Origin of the sequence: Blautia sp. BIOML-A1, assembly GCF_009883055.1 — a bacterium.
In the GTDB taxonomy this organism is placed as follows: Bacteria; Bacillota; Clostridia; order Lachnospirales; family Lachnospiraceae; genus Blautia_A.
Genome location: NZ_WWVR01000014.1, coordinates 30,861 through 49,912, shown reverse-complemented (window position 1 = coordinate 49,912; position 19,052 = coordinate 30,861). Strand labels below are relative to the sequence as shown.

Sequence of the window (19,052 nt, the reverse complement as noted above, 5' to 3'; positions counted from 1 at the left end):
ATGGGGTGTAGACTTTTTTCTGTTCACGCAACGGTGAAACGTTTTGAGGTAACAGGTTTCAGATAGGCTTTATATACTTCTGGCATAACCTTTTTAAATTCTGTTGAATTAAATCTGTTTGAAATAACGGTTGTGTATCTGATTATATGCGTACCTGCAATAAGCTCTTCTGAATGCTGTTCATTTAATTCATGTTTGAGAGAATCTTTAATAGAATCAATTTCTGCATTGAGTTCATGGAGCATATCCTCCAGTTCTTTCAACTCGGTAATCTTTTCAATAATTTCTGCTGTTGTCATAACTTTTATTTCCTTTCTTGCTTTTGCTAAAAATTTGTTGTTTCGTTTGATGTGACTAAACTATAGCACATTGAGTAATGTACCGTCAACTGTCAAATTGTACAATGATATTATATAAATTTTGTGAAAAAATACATTGAGTAATATGCTTGATAAATTTGTGCAAAAATGGTAAAATACTATAGAAAATGATGAGGTGCATACACACGGGGTGGTTTTGGTTTTGTTCCGTGGAATTGATATATATTATATACAAGTCGGTACATCTCCCATGTACGAAATCCAGAAAAAAGGAGGGCGCAGAAATGGCATATAAGGATGCAAAAGACGCATACAAGTATAATAATGACTTTAATAGAGAAAAGTATGATCGTATCAGTTTAATGGTAAAAAGCGGTAAAAAGGATATTATTAAGGCAAAGGCAGCAGCCAATAATGAATCAGTAAATTCTTTCATAAACAGGGCAATAGATATGTTATTGGAAAACTCCTAATTGTTAAATTTTTGTAAACTTTTATATGTCATTGATAGTCAATATTTTATGTATTGTGTTATAGGTTCTTGAATTTTGACATATGGTCGTGTTTTTGCTATAATTAAGACATAAATTAAATATTCATATACCCGAATCGGGCATATCATAGCTTAGCTGTTAGCAAGCGTATATTTCAAAGACGTAAATCTGTAAAGGTTATACGTCCGTGAGGTGTACGCTTTTTTTGTTGGAAAAATAAGTGCGTACACATTGTACCTTGACAACCGAATATGGATATTTTGACTTATTGCATAGATGAACCTACATAAAAAATAGCAGAGAAGAGAGGAACATTTATGAGCGAAAGTTTTATTAAAACAGAAAAGATTGCTATAGATCATTTACTGGTTGAAATAACTAGAAAATGTCAATTACGGTGTGCACATTGTCTTAGGGGAGATGCACAGAACATTAATATGTCTCCTAAAATAATAGATAAATTATTGGAATCCGTTTGTGTGATAGGAACATTACTTTTTACTGGCGGTGAACCAACTATGAATTTAGAGGGGATGAGATATTTTCTGGAAAAAATGAAAGCAAATAATATTGCATTACATAAACTTCGACTTATTACCAATGGGTGTGATATTTCGGAAGAGACGTCAACCTTGATAAAGGAATATTATGATTATATTACATACAATCAAGAATATGGAAATCATAAGATTATAATTTCTATAAGTAGTGACATATATCATAGACAAAGTGGGGGCAATCCAGAAAAAGCATATGATATCTATAAAAGCGTGTTTTCGGAGTATCCTTTAGTGGAAATTGCTTTGTATGATATTAGTAGTATACCGCTTGCGATAGGAAGAGCAGAATCTCTTGAAGAAGCAAATGAAAACATTGAAGCATATATGCCGTTTAAAAAGATTGAAGTCATGAGTAAAAATTCACATCATTACTGTGTTGTGAGAAAGTATTATAGACTTGAAGATGGAATTGACGAACTTATTATGTGTCCGACATATGTATCTGTTTATGGACGTGTATTTCATGCAGAAGATTCGCAGATGGAATTTGAACAGGAAGACAATACAGGTGTTAGTCTTGAATGTGAAAATTTGATAGATGCAATCAAAGAACATAATCGAGATGCAGAGTATTGCGTGGCTTGTATGCTTGCCAAACAGCTTGTTAAAGACACTTTGCTTGACGGGGATATTATTGTCAAGTGGTTTAAGTTTATAAATAGAAAACTCAATGGATATTCCGAACGAGTACGAGCTGTGGATGTAGATAATTTTAATAATCTTGCGGAGGACGGGACTAAATATAGTATATCAGATGATGAGGCTATTGCTGTTGTAAAAGAATGGTATGATGACGTTGGAGAAGATGGAGTTTTAAGAGTCAAAAAAATAATTAATGAAGTTTTTGAAAAACATCTTTTGGGAGAAGAGGGAATATATCAACGACAAAAAGCAGAAGTAGCAGAAATGTTAGTGAATCTTGCCAAAACCGCAAATACTATAGAAGCACCACAGGCTCGCGGCTTTATAAAAATAATTGCCCAACTGGCTAATATTGTAGAACGTGGAGAAAACGAAGAGCATTTCAAAAAAGAAAAAAGATATTTTGATAAACATGGAGAAATATTTCTAAAAGAAAATGAAGAAATGGTACGTGGGCAACATCCACAGTGGTCACATAAGGATTGTGTGAGATATGCCAATAGCGAAAAATGGATTAAATACTATTCTGGAAGAGCCAGTAATGAGGACAAAATTCAGTTAATACGGCATCAAATGATACTTGAAGATATCCGAAAAAAATATAAAGCAAGTGATACCATAAATGCCATGTTGAATATTCAAGAAAAATAGAATACTAGTTTTATTTATTGCGATACAAAGAAAGGAAAAATGTAAGAAATGGGTGAATATGCAATAGTTGACACCGAAACAGGGGAAGAAGTAGGAGAAATAAACAGTGGAGATGTCATAATTTCTGTACATGAACGACAGCGCAGAGCCAGAATGAAAAAAGAGCGTGAAGAACATGAGATAAACAGGTACAGGGGCAAAGGCGAAAGATATATTTTTGTTAATACGACATTTGATTTTTCGGATTTGTCCCCGTCAACAGTTACAAAATTGATATATCTTAGTACATATGCGGCTTATGATAACCTGTTGATTTTGAATGCTAAATCTAAAAAAGAGATTAAACGGTCTGATCTACCAAAAATCTTAGGTGTTTCAAAAAGAACGAGTGAAAGATTCTGGAATAGTGTCAAGGCTTATTATATACGGGAAGATGAAGAAACCGGTAAATTGTGGTTGAACGATGAAATATTTAAGCGTGGAAAGTTGAAAAGTAAAACAGCAATAGATTATCAGCAGTTTTACTTCAACGGGGTACGTTCATTGTATAAATCTGCGAATGGGAAGAATCACAATTATTTAGGATATTTGTTTCAGTTGATTCCGTTTATTAACAGAGAATGGAATGTTGTTTGTGAGAATCCGTTTGAAGCTGATCTGGATAATGTGCAACTTGTAACGATGAAAGACTTTTGTGATTACATCGGGTACAAAGACACGTCCAGTATCAGTAAATTAAAGAAAATATATGATGATTTGGAATTTGATGTCAACGGTAAAAAGCAAAGATTTTGTGCATTAACATATACTGGACTGGATAGCGGAACAGCAAGAATTTGTATCAATCCAGAAGTTTTCTATGTAGGCTCAAATAAAGGGCGTGTTGATGTTTTGAAATTATTCTTTAAAGAATAAAAGATATATTTTCTACTCGGAAATTTTGACGCACTGGGGCGGTTTTCTAAAATGCGGTATTTACGGGGAAAATAGTATTTGAAAAAGTCAGGGAAAACTGTTGATAATGCGGTGGTTATGGGACTTTTCGACACTTTTAAAATTGCTCGGAAATTTTGACGCAGTAAAAATTGACCTAACTTACTGATACACATGTTATTAGGGGATTATGAACTGAAAATTGCTTTTCTTCTTCGGAAGATTGCCAGTGAAAACAATACGGAGGTTGCAAATGGGACAAGAGATTGCATGTGATATATGCAAGGAAAATTGTGGAATTACACACTATAAAATCCAATTCAGCGAAAGCTATCACAGCTTACAAACACCTGTAGGGGATATAAAGGTTTGTGATGATTGTGCTTTAAGAATCGGAGAATTTATCCAAAAGATGAAAGGGGAAAACATATTGTGAAGATGCGGTGCAATAAATGTGGTAAGGAAATGGATATATGGGATAGACAGGAGAATTTTTCCATCAATGGTATCTGCGGATATGGAACAAAATATGATGGTTCCAAAATCCAGTTAAATTTGTGTTGTGACTGTATGGAAGAATTGATTGATACTTGCGTAGTATCTCCTGTAATTATGGAAAGGGGGAGTGATGATTGAATCCAGATATAATATATACAACGTCTAATAACACAATTATCATATATGAAACTGTGTATGAAGATGAAGTATGCTATTGCATTGAACACGTCAAGAGCAAGCATAAGGAAATAATAAACCATGATGAAGCATTATTAAAGTCCATAATTGAAAAAATGGAAATGACAGGAGCATTGGTCTGTGACAAAAAGCGGCAAGAAAGAAGAATGTTGAAATTCAAAGAGAAGAACGGTCAAAATAGTATTTCGTTGAGAAAATATGTATATGCACATTATCATAATCTTTCTACAGATGAATTAGACTATAAGAGAATTGATCTGTTAGATTCGTCTTGCTATAGCAATAATCTAATAGATTTACGAAAGAAAAATCTGTTTGCACCACAAGAATGTGGGAAAGAATGGGTAGATGTGATATGCCGTCCTAATAATCCCAAAGAAAAATATATTATTACATATCAAAACGGACACATTAGCATACAAGATTATACGGCAGAATTGTATTCCGTATTAGCTGATAGAAGCGTATGTGTGCCTGCTCCAAATAGAGGAAGTCGGCAAAGAATACAGATTCATTACAAGCATGGACGCAAAGGCTATATGCTGATGAATTTATCGAGATTTGTATATATGTATTATCAAGATTATGGTAGTGAGGGCTTTATACGCAGGATTCCAGAAACAAGTCGGGGCATGGGAACAGGAAATGATTGCGCCCATGTAAATGCAGATAATTGGAATAATTGTGCTTGCAATTTAATGGCAATGAAGCAATCCTTAAATATACAAATGCGTGACTATATCAAAGCATTTTCTGGACGTTATTCTGCATTTCCTGTTATGGTGCGTGAAGATGGCAGAGAAATTGTTATTTTGGAGATAAGAAGTGGCAGCAGGTTCTTTTACTATAAGTGTTGCAGTTCAGAAGATTATCTTGATTTGCAGAAAGTGTTATTAGGTAAAGCGGTAATAACAACCCATGTAAAGACAAATATAGTTAATACTCGTGATCAGTTTTCGTGTCACATTCCAACACCAAAAGAAGAAGTTAGAAATGCGGATTTAGTATCAAATGATGTGATAAAGCAATTCTGGAAGTGGTGTGATAACAGGGACAGGCTTTTGAATTTGTACAATACAGTACCGTCTTTATTTACGGAATGGATAGCATGTGAAAAAAATATGAGCGTACAGATATTGCTTAATCAGATAGTCCCCGTTTTCCTTGGGGATATTGTCCGAGAAGTATAAAAGGGCGGTAATAAGGGGCTTTTCTATCATATAAGTCAAAAATATCTATTGGTTGTCAAAACGTTTTTGCTTTTTAAAATACGTGAAAAGGTACGGAAATATAGGGTTTACAGGGCATGAAAACAGAGGAAAAGTAAACACATATCACGGTAATGCTCGTGTTTACAACGGAAAATAAAAAGCAATTATGGAAAAAATATAACGATAATATTGGTAGTTATCGGCTTAACTATGGAGAAAAGAGGATTAGGATGGAAAATACAAATTGTATACCGTATTGGAATCAATACACATTGACTATTGAAGAAGCATCGGAGTATTTCCGCATTGGAGAAACGAAACTAAGGAGATTGGTGCATGATAATCCAAATGCAAAATATCTGTTGCATAACGGAAATCGTATTCAAATAAAGCGTGTTTTGTTTGAAAGGTTCATAGATTCCCTAGACGCCATTTAAAGTATGCGCAAATCATTGACAGGTTGGAGTGTGACATGGCATACTAAAACAAATGTTATGTCACATTCTTTTCGGTTTGAAAGAAAGGAATCAATATGAGCGAAAAGAGACGTGATAATAAAGGTAGACTATTAAAAACAGGAGAACATCAAGAGAAAGACGGGAGGTATTCATATCGGTACACAGATAGTATGGGAAAACGTCGCATTATAAGGAGTTGGAGATTAACCAATGCAGACACAACACCGCCAGGAAAGAAAGCAACACCCTCTCTGAGGGCGCAAGAGCAAGAATTACAGGTGCAAATATGCAAGGGTATAATTCCTACAGAGATAACGGTATGTCAGCTTGTAGAGCGTTATATAACGACTAAAACGGGCGTGACACATAACACAAAGGCTGGCTATAAAACGGTGCAGAACATACTGGAAAAAGAAGAATTCGGACATAAGCAAATTGATAAGGTTAAATTTTCAGATGCAAAGATTTTCTTGATTAAGTTACAGGAGAACGGAAGAAGCTATAGTGCAATACATTCTATACGTGGCGTGTTGCGTCCGGCTTTTCAAATGGCATTTGAAGATGAAGAAATCGGCTACAATCCATTTAATTTTGAACTGGCAAAAGTATTGATTAATGACAGTGTACAGAGAGAAGCATTGAAACCACGGGAGCAGAGATTATTTTTAAACTTTGTAAAAGAGGACAGGCATTTCAGTAAATATTATGACGGTATATCCATTCTTTTTAAGACAGGCTTGAGAATCAGTGAGTTTTGTGGTCTGACAGTGCATGATATTAATTTTGACGAGCATACATTTTCTGTCAATAATCAGTTACAGCGGACACGAGAGGGGGAATATATCATTGTTCCGACCAAAACGAGTGCAGGAAAGAGAGTTCTTCCAATGACAAAAGAAGTCGAAGAACATTTCAGAAATATAATCAAAGAACGAGAGAAGCCACGTATAGAACCAATGATAGATGGTAAAAGTGGTTTCCTATATCTGGATAAAAACGGGAATCCGTCAGTTGGATTGCATTGGGCGCACTATTTCAAGCATATATGCCAGAAGTACAACAGTATTTACAAAGTGCAGATGCCTACAGTTACACCGCATATATGCAGACATACATATTGTTCTAATATGGCTAGAAGTGGTATAAGTGCTAAGACATTGCAATATTTAATGGGGCATTCAGATATTAGTGTAACATTGAACGTGTACACGCATTTAGGCTTGGAAGATGCACAGCAAGAATTAAAACAGCTAGAAAAACGTGCAAATTCGCAGACTTCAAAAGTTGTCAATTTTTAAAAGCACATTATTTATGCCATGAGAAAGTGGAAAATATTATGATGTTCCAAATTCAAGAAAAATGTACCAATTTTTGTACCAAACGCCATGGAAAATATAAGGAATTGTGAAAAGATATAAGAAAAAGAGAATTTTGATATAAGCTGACAAATACAGTAAAAACAAGGATTTGACAAGAGATAAGGAGTTATAAGAACAATGATAAAAATACTATTTATTTGCCACGGCAATATCTGCCGTTCCCCTATGGCAGAATTTGTATTTAAGAATATGATCAACAAAAAACAACTACAGTCGGATTTCTATATTGCATCTGCTGCAACGAGTACAGAGGAAATCTGGAATGGAATAGGGAATCCGGTGTATCCTCCGGCGAAGAAGGAACTTGCCAGACATGGAATTTCCTGTGATGGAAAACGAGCAGTTCAGCTTAAGAAATCTGACTATGATAAATATGATTATCTGATCGCAATGGAAGAGAGAAATCGGCGAAATATGCTTCGGATTCTTGGAAGTGATTCGGAGCATAAAGTGAGTCTTTTGCTGGATTATACCGATTGCCCGGGAAATATTGCAGACCCGTGGTATACTGGGGATTTTGAGATTACATATAGAGATATTGTAAAAGGCTGCGAGGGATTCCTTGAACATCTGGTCAAAAGTGGAAGATTGCTCTGATCAAAGTTTGCTTGGAGTACGCCAGATACATATGGAATATGTCTGCAAAGGCGGACTTGTCCGATTTTTTCTTTTGTTCTTCAACGATTTTCGGCATATGTACGTAGAATTTGTCGATGAAAACTTCTTTACACGTCTTTGAAATCTGTTTATACTGTTCATACAGCAACTCTAAAGGGAGCGTTCGCTCCCTTCTTATCTATTAATAATCATGGGCATTCGCCCGAACATTCAGAAAGACGAGGAAATGAATATGGACATGACATACGAATGTTTTGTAGAAGAACTTCGTAAAAATTTACTCGAAGAGACAGATTATAAAGAAGATATGATTTGTTATAAGAAGGAAGAAGAGTATCCCCCGACGACTGGGGACCGGCTCTTACTGAAGCGGCAGCAGGGTGAAGGAATTGTGGAAGTATGTGCATTGTATGTACAGGATCTGTATAAGGAGTATCAGAACGGCTGGAGTATGGATTCGATTATTCAGGAAATTTTAAACAGACTGGAGGTTATTTTAGAATCGGAATGTTTCCAACGGTCTAAGAATCTGGAAGACTATGAGAAAATCAAAGATTATCTGTTTATTCGTCTTTTAAATATAGAAAAGAATCAGACGGAACTTCAGGATTGTATTTACAGAACGATTGGAGATATTGCGTTGGTTTTGTATGCCAGTATGGGAGAATTGGATGGGAGCAGTGCCAGTGTCAAAATAAAACGACACATGTTGGATAGTTGGAAACGAGATTCGCGGGAGGTATTTGATGCTGCACTATTAAATACGTACTTTATTTCACCACCCAGGATCTACTGTTGGGAGAGGCTGATTTTTAATCCGGATTATGCAGGAGAAAATTTTATGAATCTGATGTGTGATTATAAGATAAAGAAGGATGCTCTGGGAAATTGTCTGAGCACTACGATTCGAACGAATGGTGCTGTGGCAATTTTCCTGCCGGGGGTAGCTGAACGAATCGGGCAGTTAATGGGATGTGGATTTTATATGGTATTTACCAGCATCCATGAGGTGATGATCCACAGTGAACGAAACGCAAATCCGAAAGAACTGAAACAGGTCCTGGAAGATACTGTGAGGGAAACAACTCCGCCGGAGGATTTCCTTACTTATCAGATTTATCATTATGATCCGGAGTCAGAATCGTTCAGCTTCTGTTAAAACAGATGAAAAGGTGCCAAATAGCAGAATGCTGCATATAGTATTTAAGAAAGCATTTTGGGAGGAAGGGCATTGGCATATAAAATTGTACTGGATGCGGGACATGGCGGAACAGATCCGGGCGCTATATATAAGGAAAGAAAAGAAAAAGATGATAATCTGGAACTGACCAGAGCAGTTGGTAAAATCCTGGAAGACAATGGAATTGATGTGGTGTATACTAGGACTACAGATGTCTATCAGACACCCTTTGAGAAGGCCAGGATTGCAAATGAAGTGGGAGCAGATTATTTTATTTCTTTTCACAGAAACAGCAGTCCGAAGGAGAACCAGTACCAAGGGGTAGAAGTTCTGGTTTATGACAAAAGTGGAATTAAATATGAGATGGCACAGAATATAGAAGGAGCACTTGGCGAACTGGGATTTAAAGAATTGGGAGTGAAGGCAAGACCGGGACTTGTAGTTCTTCGAAAGACCAGAATGCCGGCTCTTTTGATAGAAACAGGATTTATAAATTCTGATTCGGATAATCGGCTTTATGATGAAAAAAAACAGGAGACTGCGAAAGCGATTGCAACTGCGGTTTTGGGGACATTGAGTGATGAAACGATAGAACAGCCTTTGTATTACAGGGTTCAGACAGGAGCTTTCCGTCGACGTGAGAATGCGGATCAAATGTTGTACCAGCTTACGGATCAGGGATTTCCAGGATTCCTTCTTTATGAAAATAATCTTTATAAGGTTCAGGTAGGTGCGTTTCAGCAGATCAACAATGCGATCCAGATGGAGCAAAAGCTTCGGGATGCCGGATACAGTACGATCATTGTAACAAAATAAAATACAGACAGGAGAAAATTATGTACGAGAAATTTTTGGAAGAAGTAGAAGAGTTTATTTTTATGGAAAATCAGCCGGAACAGGCGGATATTATTTTTGTTCCGGGAAATAGTTATCCGTATATGGCGGAGAAAGCTGCTGAACTTTATATGGCAGGAATGGCACCTGTCATTCTTCCAAGTGGAAAATACAGCATATCCTCTGGGAAATTTTCTGGAGTGTCTGGAAAGAAAGAAAAATATGATGGAAATTATCACACAGAGTGGGAATTCCTTAGAGATGTTCTGATAAAGAACGGTGTACCGGAGTCAGTAATACTGAGAGAAGATCAAGCTACTTATACCTGGCAGAATGCTCTTTTTTCAAGAAAAGCTACCGATCTTTTGGGGATGAAAGTAAGCAAAGCAATTTTATGCTGTAAAAATTACCATGCCAGAAGAGCATTCATGTATTATCAGAGGGCGTATCCAGAAGCAGAAATTCTGGTATGCCCTTGTGTTGTGGATGAGATTACAAAGAAAAACTGGAAATTGTCACAGCATGGGATTGATGAGGTGATGGCAGAAACAAAACGAATTATCAGTCAATTTCAAATAATGATGTGAAATATAAAATATAAAAAGGAAATTCTGAAAATAATTTAGGGGGTGTCGAAAAAAGCAGAACTGTGTTATAATACGTGTGTCGTAAAATAAAATATTATGTTACGAAATATTTACAAAAAGATAAAAGTTTGGTATATTAAAATTTGGCGTGTCGAGAAAATAGAGATGTCAGAATATTTAATTTGATTTGCTTTATAGATAGAATATAATAGGCTGGATTTTGGCTGTCATACATATGAGGCCGTATCTGGCAATAAGATGCAGAGGCATTCCTGAAAGATTGCCAGGCATCGACAGCTACTCAACAGGGAGAAATCCTGTGAAGTATCATTCAGAGTAGTTACTGAATAATTAAAACCATCGTAGAATGTTTAGAATAGATTGAGGTACATAATTATGAAAAATAATAATAAAAATATACATTTTTTTGCTATAGCAGCTCTTGCAGCAACACTTATGGTTGGACAGGTTCAGACTTCACCGGTTTATGCGGAAGATAAATCTGTACAGCTTGGAAGTCTGATCCCGGATAATGTGACAATTGAAGAACCGGTTCCGCTTTCTGATATTTCTTTGCCGGACAGTAAATATGGTACACTTACCTGGGCAGACAGTTCCAGTGTGCCATCTGAGAGAGTTCAGTCTTATGATGTGATATTTAAACCATATGATTCTTCAGTGTTATCCAGGATTTCCGGTTGGGATGGAGAATCTGATGCTATTTACAGCAGTGTGACGGTTGTAGTTAACAGTATTGCATCAGATTCCGAAGAAGAATGGAAAGAAGATTCTGAAGAAAATTATGATGAGAATTACGATGATTCCAGTGCTTCAGAGAATGAAAATCAGGAGAATTATGATGAAAACCAGGATTACTCCGAGGAAAATGAGAATAATGAGACAGATGCAGAAGAGCAGACAGAGGATAAGTCTTCAGAAGAGGAACCAGAGGTAAGTGAGGCTCCAGCAGAAACTGAGAAAGAAGAGGCAGAAATAACAGAAACACCGTCAGAAGAAGCAGATAAAGAAGTTGAAAAATCTGAGACAGAGGACAAAAAAGAGACTGACGATAAGGAAGAATCAGATAATAAAAAAGAAAATCCGACAGAGGTACCGACAGAAACACCGGAGGTGACAGAAATTCCGGAAGTAACGCAGATACCAGAAACCTCGGAAACTCCGGAAACAACAATAACTCCTGAGGTAACGGAAGAACCAGCGGTAACATTAACTCCGGCAGCAGATAAGGATAATATCTTTGATGGAGCAGACAAGGACATCAAAGAAGATGAACGCTCTACAGAATATGAAAAAAATCTTACAGAAGAACAGCAGACGGAGCTCGCAGAGGAAAATCACAGCTGTAATGGAATAACTGTGTCCGGAATCGATCTGCCGTATTATGTGCAGTTCCGTGTTGCCAGTGGAGATGATTATGAATTTACCAATGAAACGGAGGCAAATGTATTCCAGTCCTATGAATTTGAACTGTGGGATCTTAAGAACAATACGGAATATGAGGTTCCGGATGGAGAATATGTAAGTGTGACAGTTCCGGTCAAGGCAGGTTACAGTTATACAATTGAGCATCTTCTGGACAGTGGAGCCATGGAAACAATTGTACCAAGTGTTGACGGAAGTACCATGGTATTCAGTACGCACTCTTTCAGTCCGTTTGGAATTGCAGGAAGCAAGACCTTGGTTGGCGAAGAAATTGAAGAAGATGGATATGATACCGGTGTGGTTACAGATACACAGCTTACTCCGGCAGCAGATGAAAGTACAGATTCCTCAGCCGATTCAGCTGAAGATACATCTACAGATATTTCTTCGGAGACAGATTTAAGTACAGCTGTTACGCCAACAGAGAAGATTGAACAGTCTTCAGAGACTGCTTCGGATGATGCACAGAATAATGATGAGGATAGCAGCAGTTCTGTGAAGGCTGTGCACACAAATGATCCGACCAGAATTCTTCCGTTTGTGATTCTTGCAGCGGCGGCAGCGGCTATTGTTGGTGTGATCGTGTATTTAAGAAAAAGAAAAAAATAAAGTAATTATTCAGAAGACAGTATCCCGCGAGACAATTTGGAATGCATTTTGACTCGTAGCTGTGAGGGTACGGAACAGTTACGAAATAAAATAAGCAGGAAATATACAGATAACTCCGGCATATGATTTAGATATGAGGGGGTATCTGTATGGGAGTAAAGGTAGTATTGCGAGCATTATTTCTGGCATATGCGCTTACAGGCGTATGTCTTTTAGTTCTTGCCGGTCTCGTGTTTTGGATGGATATCGGGACGGGAGCAGTCACGGTGGGGATTATCCTCATCTATGTGATCTCCTGTATGGCGGGTGGATTTCTGGCTGGAAAGATTGCCAGGCGGGAGAAATATCGCTGGGGAGCTCTGTCGGGGCTTGCCTATTTCCTGCTGTTGGTAACAGTTTCGTTTATCGTGAGCAGAAGCTGGGATATGAGCGTTCAGCATATGATAACAACCTTTTGTATGTGCCTTGGAGGAGGTACGCTTGGAGGAATGCTGTCCTGATAAAAAAATGCTTTTATTTGAGCCGGATTTATGCTATACTATGCCCAGAACATTATACATAAGGAGGTATGCTAACATGGAACATATCAAAACATTAAATACAAAGAATCTGCAGAACACAGTGAAAAAAGGTGGATGTGGTGAATGTCAGACATCTTGCCAGTCTGCTTGTAAAACTTCCTGTACTGTAGGAAATCAGAGCTGCGAGAACAAATAAAGCAGGTTCAGAGTAATCAGTTAAGCAGCGGAGTGAAATCCGCTGCTTATTCTTATGATAAAAAGTTTTTAGGAAAGGATTTTCAGAAAGATGAGTCTGATTCACAGATATCAGAACAATGGTTATAATATTGTTCTGGATATAAACAGTGGATGCATCCATCTGGTGGACTTAGTCACATATGAAGTACTTCCGTATATGGAAGAAGGACTGAAGGAAGACGAGATTGTTGCTAAATTAGCGGAGCGTTTTCCGGAGAAGGATATCCGTACTTCTGTTTCTGAGTGTGAGAAGCTTAAAGAACAGGGAATGCTTTTCACCAGAGATGCATACGAAAATGTAATAGAGGAATTTACAAAGAATCGACAGACCGTAGTTAAAGCATTGTGCCTGCACATTGCACATGACTGTAATCTGGCCTGTCGATATTGTTTTGCTGAAGAAGGAGAGTATCACGGAAGACGTGCACTGATGTCCTTCGAAGTTGGAAAGAAAGCACTGGATTTTCTGATTGCAAATTCCGGTTCCAGAAAGAATCTGGAGGTGGATTTCTTTGGAGGGGAACCTCTGATGAACTGGCAGGTAGTCAAAGACCTGGTTGCATACGGAAGAGAGCAGGAAAAGCTTCATAATAAGAAATTCCGTTTCACACTCACAACGAATGGAGTGCTTCTCAATGATGAAGTCATGGAGTTCTGTAATCGTGAGATGGGGAATGTGGTTCTCAGTGTGGATGGCCGTAAGGAAGTACATGATTTTATGCGTCCGTTCCGCAAGGGGGCAGGAAGCTATGATCTGATCATTCCGAAATTCCAGAAGTTTGCGGAGTCCAGAAATCAGGATAAATATTATGTGCGAGGTACCTTTACTCATCATAATCTTGATTTTTCAAAAGATGTCCTGCATCTGGCTGATCTCGGGTTCAAACAGATTTCTGTTGAGCCGGTAGTTGCCCCGGAGACGGAGGATTATGCGATCAGAGAAGAGGATATTCCACAGATCATGGAAGAATATGATGCTCTTGCGAAAGAAATGATCGCCAGAGAAAAAGCCGGCAAAGGTTTTAATTTCTTCCATTTTATGATCGACCTTACTGGTGGGCCGTGTGTTTACAAGCGTCTGTCCGGATGTGGTTCAGGAACAGAATATCTTGCAGTAACGCCGTGGGGAGATTTTTATCCATGCCATCAGTTTGTTGGCGAAGAACAGTTCCTTATGGGGAATGTGGACGAGGGAATCACAAGACCTGAGGTTCGTTGTGATTTCAGTAAGTGCAATGTATATACAAAGGAATCCTGTAAGGAATGCTTTGCAAGATTTTACTGCAGTGGCGGATGTGCTGCCAATGCGTATCATTTCCAGAAAGATATTAATGGCAATTATGATATCGGGTGCGAGCTTCAGCGTAAGAGAGTGGAGTGCGCAATCATGATAAAGGCCGCATTAGCGGAATAAAATAATTCAGGAAAGGAAAAAACGATGAAGAAAAACAGAGCAATCGTTGTGCTGCTCCTGACCGCCATTATCACAGTCTTTCTGTGTTATACGGCCGGTATTGGTTTTGGACCAACAGGAACTGGTGCAGCAAAGAACATCAAGACCGGTCTGGACCTGTCAGGTGGTGTCAGCATTACCTATCAGGCAAAAGACAGTAATCCAAGTGCGGAAGATATGTCAGATACTGTATATAAGCTCCAGAAGCGTGTAGAGCAGTATAGTACGGAAGCACAGGTGTACAAAGAAGGAAACGACCGTATTGCGGTAGAGATTCCGGGAGTCACAGATGCAGATGAAATTCTGAATGATCTCGGAAAACCAGGTTCTCTGTGTTTTATCACACAGACGGACGATGATGGTAATGCGAACTTTTCCAACACAGGAAGTGGTTATGCACTTGCAAGAAGCCTTGATGAGATCCGTGAAGCCGGATCAGTGGTTCTGGAAGGTACAGACGTGAAGGATGCCCAGGGAGGTGCGTTCCAGTCTGACAAAAACAGTTCCAGAGAATATGCAGTCAGCCTGACGCTTACAGATGAGGGAAAGACGAAATTTGCAGAAGCAACAGAAGCAAATGTTGGAAAGCAGATTGCAATCGTTTATGACAATCAGATTTTAAGTGCTCCGAAAGTAAATGAAGCAATCACCGGTGGGCAGGCACAGATCACTGGTATGTCAGACGTAGAAGAAGCACAGAATCTTGCTTCTTATATCCGTATTGGTTCTCTGAGTATTGAACTTGAAGAACTTCGTTCCAGTGTGGTTGCGGCACAGCTTGGTGAGGAGGCAATTTCTACCAGCGTTTTAGCCGGTCTTATAGGACTTGTGATCGTTATCATCTTTATGATCCTGATGTATCGTGTTCCTGGTGTGGTTGCGGGCATAGCACTGGTTCTGTATACAGCACTCGTGCTGATCACTCTGAATGCATTCGACATTACGCTTACCCTTCCGGGTATTGCCGGTATCATTCTTGGTATTGGTATGGCAGTGGATGCCAACGTCATCATTTATGCACGTATCCAGGAAGAGATTGCAGCAGGCAACTCTGTAAGGACTTCGATCAAGGCAGGATTTGCAAAAGCATTCAGTGCGATTGTCGACGGAAATATCACAACCCTGATCGCTGCATTGGTTCTGATGTGGCTGGGTTCCGGTACTGTTAAGGGCTTTGCATATACACTGGCTCTTGGTATCGTGGTTTCCATGTTCACAGCACTGGTGGTATCCCGACTGGTGGTAAATGCACTGTATGCAGTAGGAATCCGTGATCCGAAATTCTATGGAAGTGCAAAACAGCGTAAATTTGTGGATTTTGTCGGCAAACGTAAAGTATTTTTCATTATCTCCATTATCCTGATCCTGAGTGGCCCGGTTGCAATGGCAGTTCATCATCAGACCGATGGAACAGCATTGAACTATGCACTCGACTTCTCCGGTGGAACTGCAACAACTGTGACATTTAATGAAGATATGGATATCAAGCAGATTGATTCTGATGTCACACCGGTTGTAGAGGAGGTTACCGGAGACAAGAATGTACAGCCGACCAAGGTATCCGGCACAAATCAGGTAGTTATCAAGACCCGTACACTGTCTCAGGAGGAAAGAGAAAAACTGAATGCAGCTCTGGTTGAGAAATTCAGTGTGGATGAGAGTCTGATCACAACGGAAAGTATTTCTGCTACGGTAAGCTCTGAAATGAGAAGAGATGCGATCGTAGCCGTGATCGTAGCTACACTTTTTATGCTTGCATATATCTGGTTCCGTTTCAAGGATATCCGTTTTGCGAGCAGTGCAGTTCTGGCATTGCTTCATGATGTGCTGATCGTACTTGCATTCTATGCAATCTCCAGAATTTCCGTAGGTAATACATTTATTGCCTGCATGCTGACGATCGTTGGTTATTCGATCAATGCAACAATCGTTATCTTTGACCGAATTCGTGAGAATATGAGAGGAAGAAAGAACCCAGATCATCTGGATGAGATTGTAAATGAGAGTATCACACAGACTCTTACAAGAAGTATTTATACTTCCTTTACTACATTTATCATGGTTGCAGTTCTGTATATCCTAGGTGTATCTTCCATCCGCGAGTTTGCAGCTCCTCTGATGGCAGGTGTAATCTGTGGTGCATATTCTTCTGTATGTATTACAGGTGCCCTGTGGCTGGTAATGAAACGCTATTACAAAAAGCCGGTTCCGCAGGCGGCACTGGCAGGCAGCACTACAGTTTCCAAAAACACTGGAAAACAGCCGGCCAAAAACAATCAGAATGCACAGCAGTCTGGTAAAAAGAGCAAGAATCAGCCGAAAAAGAAAAATCGTAAGAGAGTTGCAGAACGTCTTGCAGCTCAGGAGGCAGCAGCGAAAGAAGCTGCAGATAATAAAAAAGAATAATTGAACAAAGTGTATTCCCGGGGCAGGTTATCTGTTCCGGGAATATATGTTTTATGGCAGGATATTAAAAGGAGAAACGACAATGGAAAAATGGGTGGTCTGTGCAAAACGGGCGGATTTTCAAAAAATCAGTCAGGAATTTGGAATTGATCCGGTGATCGCAAGACTGATTCGGAACAGGGATGTGGAAGGATCGGAAAATATTCGAAGTTATCTTTATGGTACCCTAAAAGAACTTCCATCGCCATGGCTTTTGAAGGATATGCATGAGGCAGTGGAGATCCTTCTGAAGAAAATCAGGGAACACAAAAAAATCCGGATTATTGGAGATTACGATATAGATGGTGTGACTTCAACCTGTATTCTTTTAAAAGGATTTCAGCGGCTGGGGGCTGATGTAGATACCTATATTCCGGACAGGATCAAGGATGGATATGGTATTCATGAGCAGCTGATCCAGAAAGCAGTGGAAGATGGTGTTGATACGATCGTCACCTGTGACAATGGAATTGCGGCATCCGCAGAAATCTCAGATGCAAAAGCACGTGGACTTACCGTTGTGATTACGGATCATCATGACATTCCCTTCAGGGAAATTTCTGATGGGAAAGAATGGATCATACCAGTAGCTGATGCGGTGATCAATCCGAAACAGACAGATTGTGGGTATCCGAATAAAAATCTCTGTGGTGCGGTGGTTGCCTGGAAACTGATATGGGCATTATATGAAAAATCAGGGATTTTGCAGAGTGAAGTGCTGGAATTTACAGAACTGGCTGCTGTGGCTACGGTTGGAGATGTTATGGATCTGCAGGGAGAAAACCGGATTATCGTAAAAGAAGGCCTGCACCGGCTTTCTGTGACACATACGCCAGGACTTCGTGCACTCATTCGTGCAAATCAGCTGGAGGGAGCGGAAATTACGGCATATCATGTAGGATTTGTTCTTGGTCCGTGCATCAATGCCAGCGGACGTCTTGACACAGCTGCAAGATCACTGGAACTTCTGTGTGAAAGGGATGAGGAAAAAGCAGCAAAATTGGCGGGAGATCTTGTGGCTCTGAATCAGAGCAGAAAGGCAATGACTGAGAAGGGAAAAGAAGATGCCATTCGTCTGATCGAAGAAACCGGATTGAACCAGGATCGTGTGCTTGTGGTATATCTTCCGGACTGCCATGAAAGTCTTGCCGGAATTATTGCAGGAAGAATCAGGGAAAAATATCATAAGCCGGTGTTTGTTCTTACGAAAGGCGAAACATCAGTAAAAGGAAGCGGACGCTCGATAGAGGCTTATTCCATGTACGAGGAGATGGTGAAATGTGGAGATCTTCTGATTCAGTTTGGCGGACATCCTATGGCAGCGGGACTCTCAATAGAGGAAAAAAATGTTGATCTGTTCAGAAAACGACTGAATGAAAACTGTACTTTGACGGAGGAAGAACTTCGGCCAAAGATAGTGATTGATGTGCCAATGCCGATATCGTATCTTTCCAGAGAACTTACGGAACAGTTAAAGATACTGGAACCCTTTGGAAAGGGAAATACAAAGCCTCTTTTTGCACAGAAAGGGCTGAGGGTATTAAATTTAAGACTTTTGGGAAAGAATCAGAATGTGGCAAAGATGAAACTGGAAGATATGGGGGGAACCCGGATAGATGCAGTGTATTTTGGCGAAGCGGATGAATTTGCTGCTTTTGTGCAGAAACAGGAAACAATTTCAGTTACATATTATCCGGAAATTAATGTATATCAGGGGAGGGAAACTTTACAGGCGGTTATCCGTAACTATTGCTGAAAGTCGAAAAACCTTGTATTTTAAC

The 19,052-nt window shown here is 39.1% G+C and carries 19 protein-coding genes; 18 read left to right on the top strand and 1 reads right to left on the bottom strand.

Annotated features, from left to right (window positions below):
* Positions 1–23: 23 nt before the first annotated feature.
* A complete protein-coding gene (locus GT674_RS08510; protein ID WP_161285298.1) occupies positions 24–299 on the bottom strand; it encodes a hypothetical protein in 276 nt (91 codons plus the stop codon).
* Positions 300–604: 305 nt separating this feature from the next.
* Between GT674_RS08510 and GT674_RS08505 the strand changes: the two genes are divergently transcribed.
* From GT674_RS08505 to recJ, 18 genes are all read left to right on the top strand, one after another.
* A complete protein-coding gene (locus GT674_RS08505; protein WP_118197750.1) occupies positions 605–793 on the top strand; it encodes a hypothetical protein in 189 nt (62 codons plus the stop codon).
* A 338-nt stretch (positions 794–1,131) separates the two neighbouring features.
* On the top strand, positions 1,132–2,667 hold the full coding sequence (locus GT674_RS08500; protein ID WP_161285297.1) for a radical SAM protein: 1,536 nt from the start codon (positions 1,132–1,134) through the stop codon (positions 2,665–2,667).
* A gap of 48 nt (positions 2,668–2,715) precedes the next feature.
* Positions 2,716–3,582 (top strand): hypothetical protein, encoded by an 867-nt coding sequence (locus GT674_RS08495; protein WP_161285296.1) that lies wholly within the window; start codon positions 2,716–2,718, stop codon positions 3,580–3,582.
* Between the two features lie 271 nt (positions 3,583–3,853).
* Positions 3,854–4,036: a hypothetical protein gene (locus GT674_RS08490; protein WP_118197753.1), complete on the top strand. Its 183-nt coding sequence runs from the start codon at positions 3,854–3,856 to the stop codon at positions 4,034–4,036.
* Between the two features lie 29 nt (positions 4,037–4,065).
* Positions 4,066–4,236: a hypothetical protein gene (locus GT674_RS08485; protein ID WP_161285295.1), complete on the top strand. Its 171-nt coding sequence runs from the start codon at positions 4,066–4,068 to the stop codon at positions 4,234–4,236.
* Positions 4,233–5,486 (top strand): hypothetical protein, encoded by a 1,254-nt coding sequence (locus GT674_RS08480; protein WP_161285294.1) that lies wholly within the window; start codon positions 4,233–4,235, stop codon positions 5,484–5,486. Before GT674_RS08485 ends, GT674_RS08480 begins: the two co-directional genes overlap by 4 nt.
* Before the next feature lie 251 nt (positions 5,487–5,737).
* Complete coding sequence (locus tag GT674_RS08475; protein ID WP_118197786.1) at positions 5,738–5,944, top strand: excisionase; 207 nt, start codon at positions 5,738–5,740, stop codon at positions 5,942–5,944.
* A gap of 95 nt (positions 5,945–6,039) precedes the next feature.
* Entirely contained in the window at positions 6,040–7,263 is a 1,224-nt protein-coding gene (locus GT674_RS08470) for a site-specific integrase (protein ID WP_161285293.1), read from the top strand.
* Positions 7,264–7,461: 198 nt separating this feature from the next.
* Positions 7,462–7,941, top strand: coding sequence for a low molecular weight protein-tyrosine-phosphatase (locus GT674_RS08465; RefSeq protein ID WP_161285292.1), 480 nt, complete (start codon positions 7,462–7,464; stop codon positions 7,939–7,941).
* A 253-nt stretch (positions 7,942–8,194) separates the two neighbouring features.
* Positions 8,195–9,121, top strand: a complete 927-nt coding sequence (locus tag GT674_RS08460) for a DUF5688 family protein (RefSeq protein WP_161285291.1) — start codon at positions 8,195–8,197, stop codon at positions 9,119–9,121.
* 72 nt (positions 9,122–9,193) lie between these two features.
* Complete coding sequence (locus GT674_RS08455; protein WP_161285290.1) at positions 9,194–9,958, top strand: N-acetylmuramoyl-L-alanine amidase; 765 nt, start codon at positions 9,194–9,196, stop codon at positions 9,956–9,958.
* A gap of 20 nt (positions 9,959–9,978) precedes the next feature.
* Positions 9,979–10,563: a YdcF family protein gene (locus GT674_RS08450; RefSeq protein WP_161285289.1), complete on the top strand. Its 585-nt coding sequence runs from the start codon at positions 9,979–9,981 to the stop codon at positions 10,561–10,563.
* A 396-nt stretch (positions 10,564–10,959) separates the two neighbouring features.
* Positions 10,960–12,615: a hypothetical protein gene (locus GT674_RS08445; RefSeq protein ID WP_192926001.1), complete on the top strand. Its 1,656-nt coding sequence runs from the start codon at positions 10,960–10,962 to the stop codon at positions 12,613–12,615.
* Between the two features lie 149 nt (positions 12,616–12,764).
* Positions 12,765–13,115, top strand: coding sequence for a TIGR04086 family membrane protein (locus GT674_RS08440; RefSeq protein ID WP_161285288.1), 351 nt, complete (start codon positions 12,765–12,767; stop codon positions 13,113–13,115).
* 76 nt (positions 13,116–13,191) lie between these two features.
* Positions 13,192–13,332, top strand: a complete 141-nt coding sequence (scfA, locus tag GT674_RS08435; RefSeq protein WP_015541285.1) for a six-cysteine ranthipeptide SCIFF — start codon at positions 13,192–13,194, stop codon at positions 13,330–13,332.
* A gap of 90 nt (positions 13,333–13,422) precedes the next feature.
* On the top strand, positions 13,423–14,787 hold the full coding sequence (gene scfB, locus GT674_RS08430) for a thioether cross-link-forming SCIFF peptide maturase (RefSeq protein WP_173902160.1): 1,365 nt from the start codon (positions 13,423–13,425) through the stop codon (positions 14,785–14,787).
* A 24-nt stretch (positions 14,788–14,811) separates the two neighbouring features.
* The gene (secD, locus tag GT674_RS08425; RefSeq protein ID WP_161285287.1) at positions 14,812–17,232 is read left to right on the top strand and encodes a protein translocase subunit SecD; all 2,421 of its coding nucleotides are present in this window, start codon (positions 14,812–14,814) and stop codon (positions 17,230–17,232) included.
* Positions 17,233–17,314: 82 nt separating this feature from the next.
* Entirely contained in the window at positions 17,315–19,027 is a 1,713-nt protein-coding gene (recJ, locus tag GT674_RS08420) for a single-stranded-DNA-specific exonuclease RecJ (RefSeq protein WP_161285286.1), read from the top strand.
* Positions 19,028–19,052 lie beyond the last annotated feature (25 nt).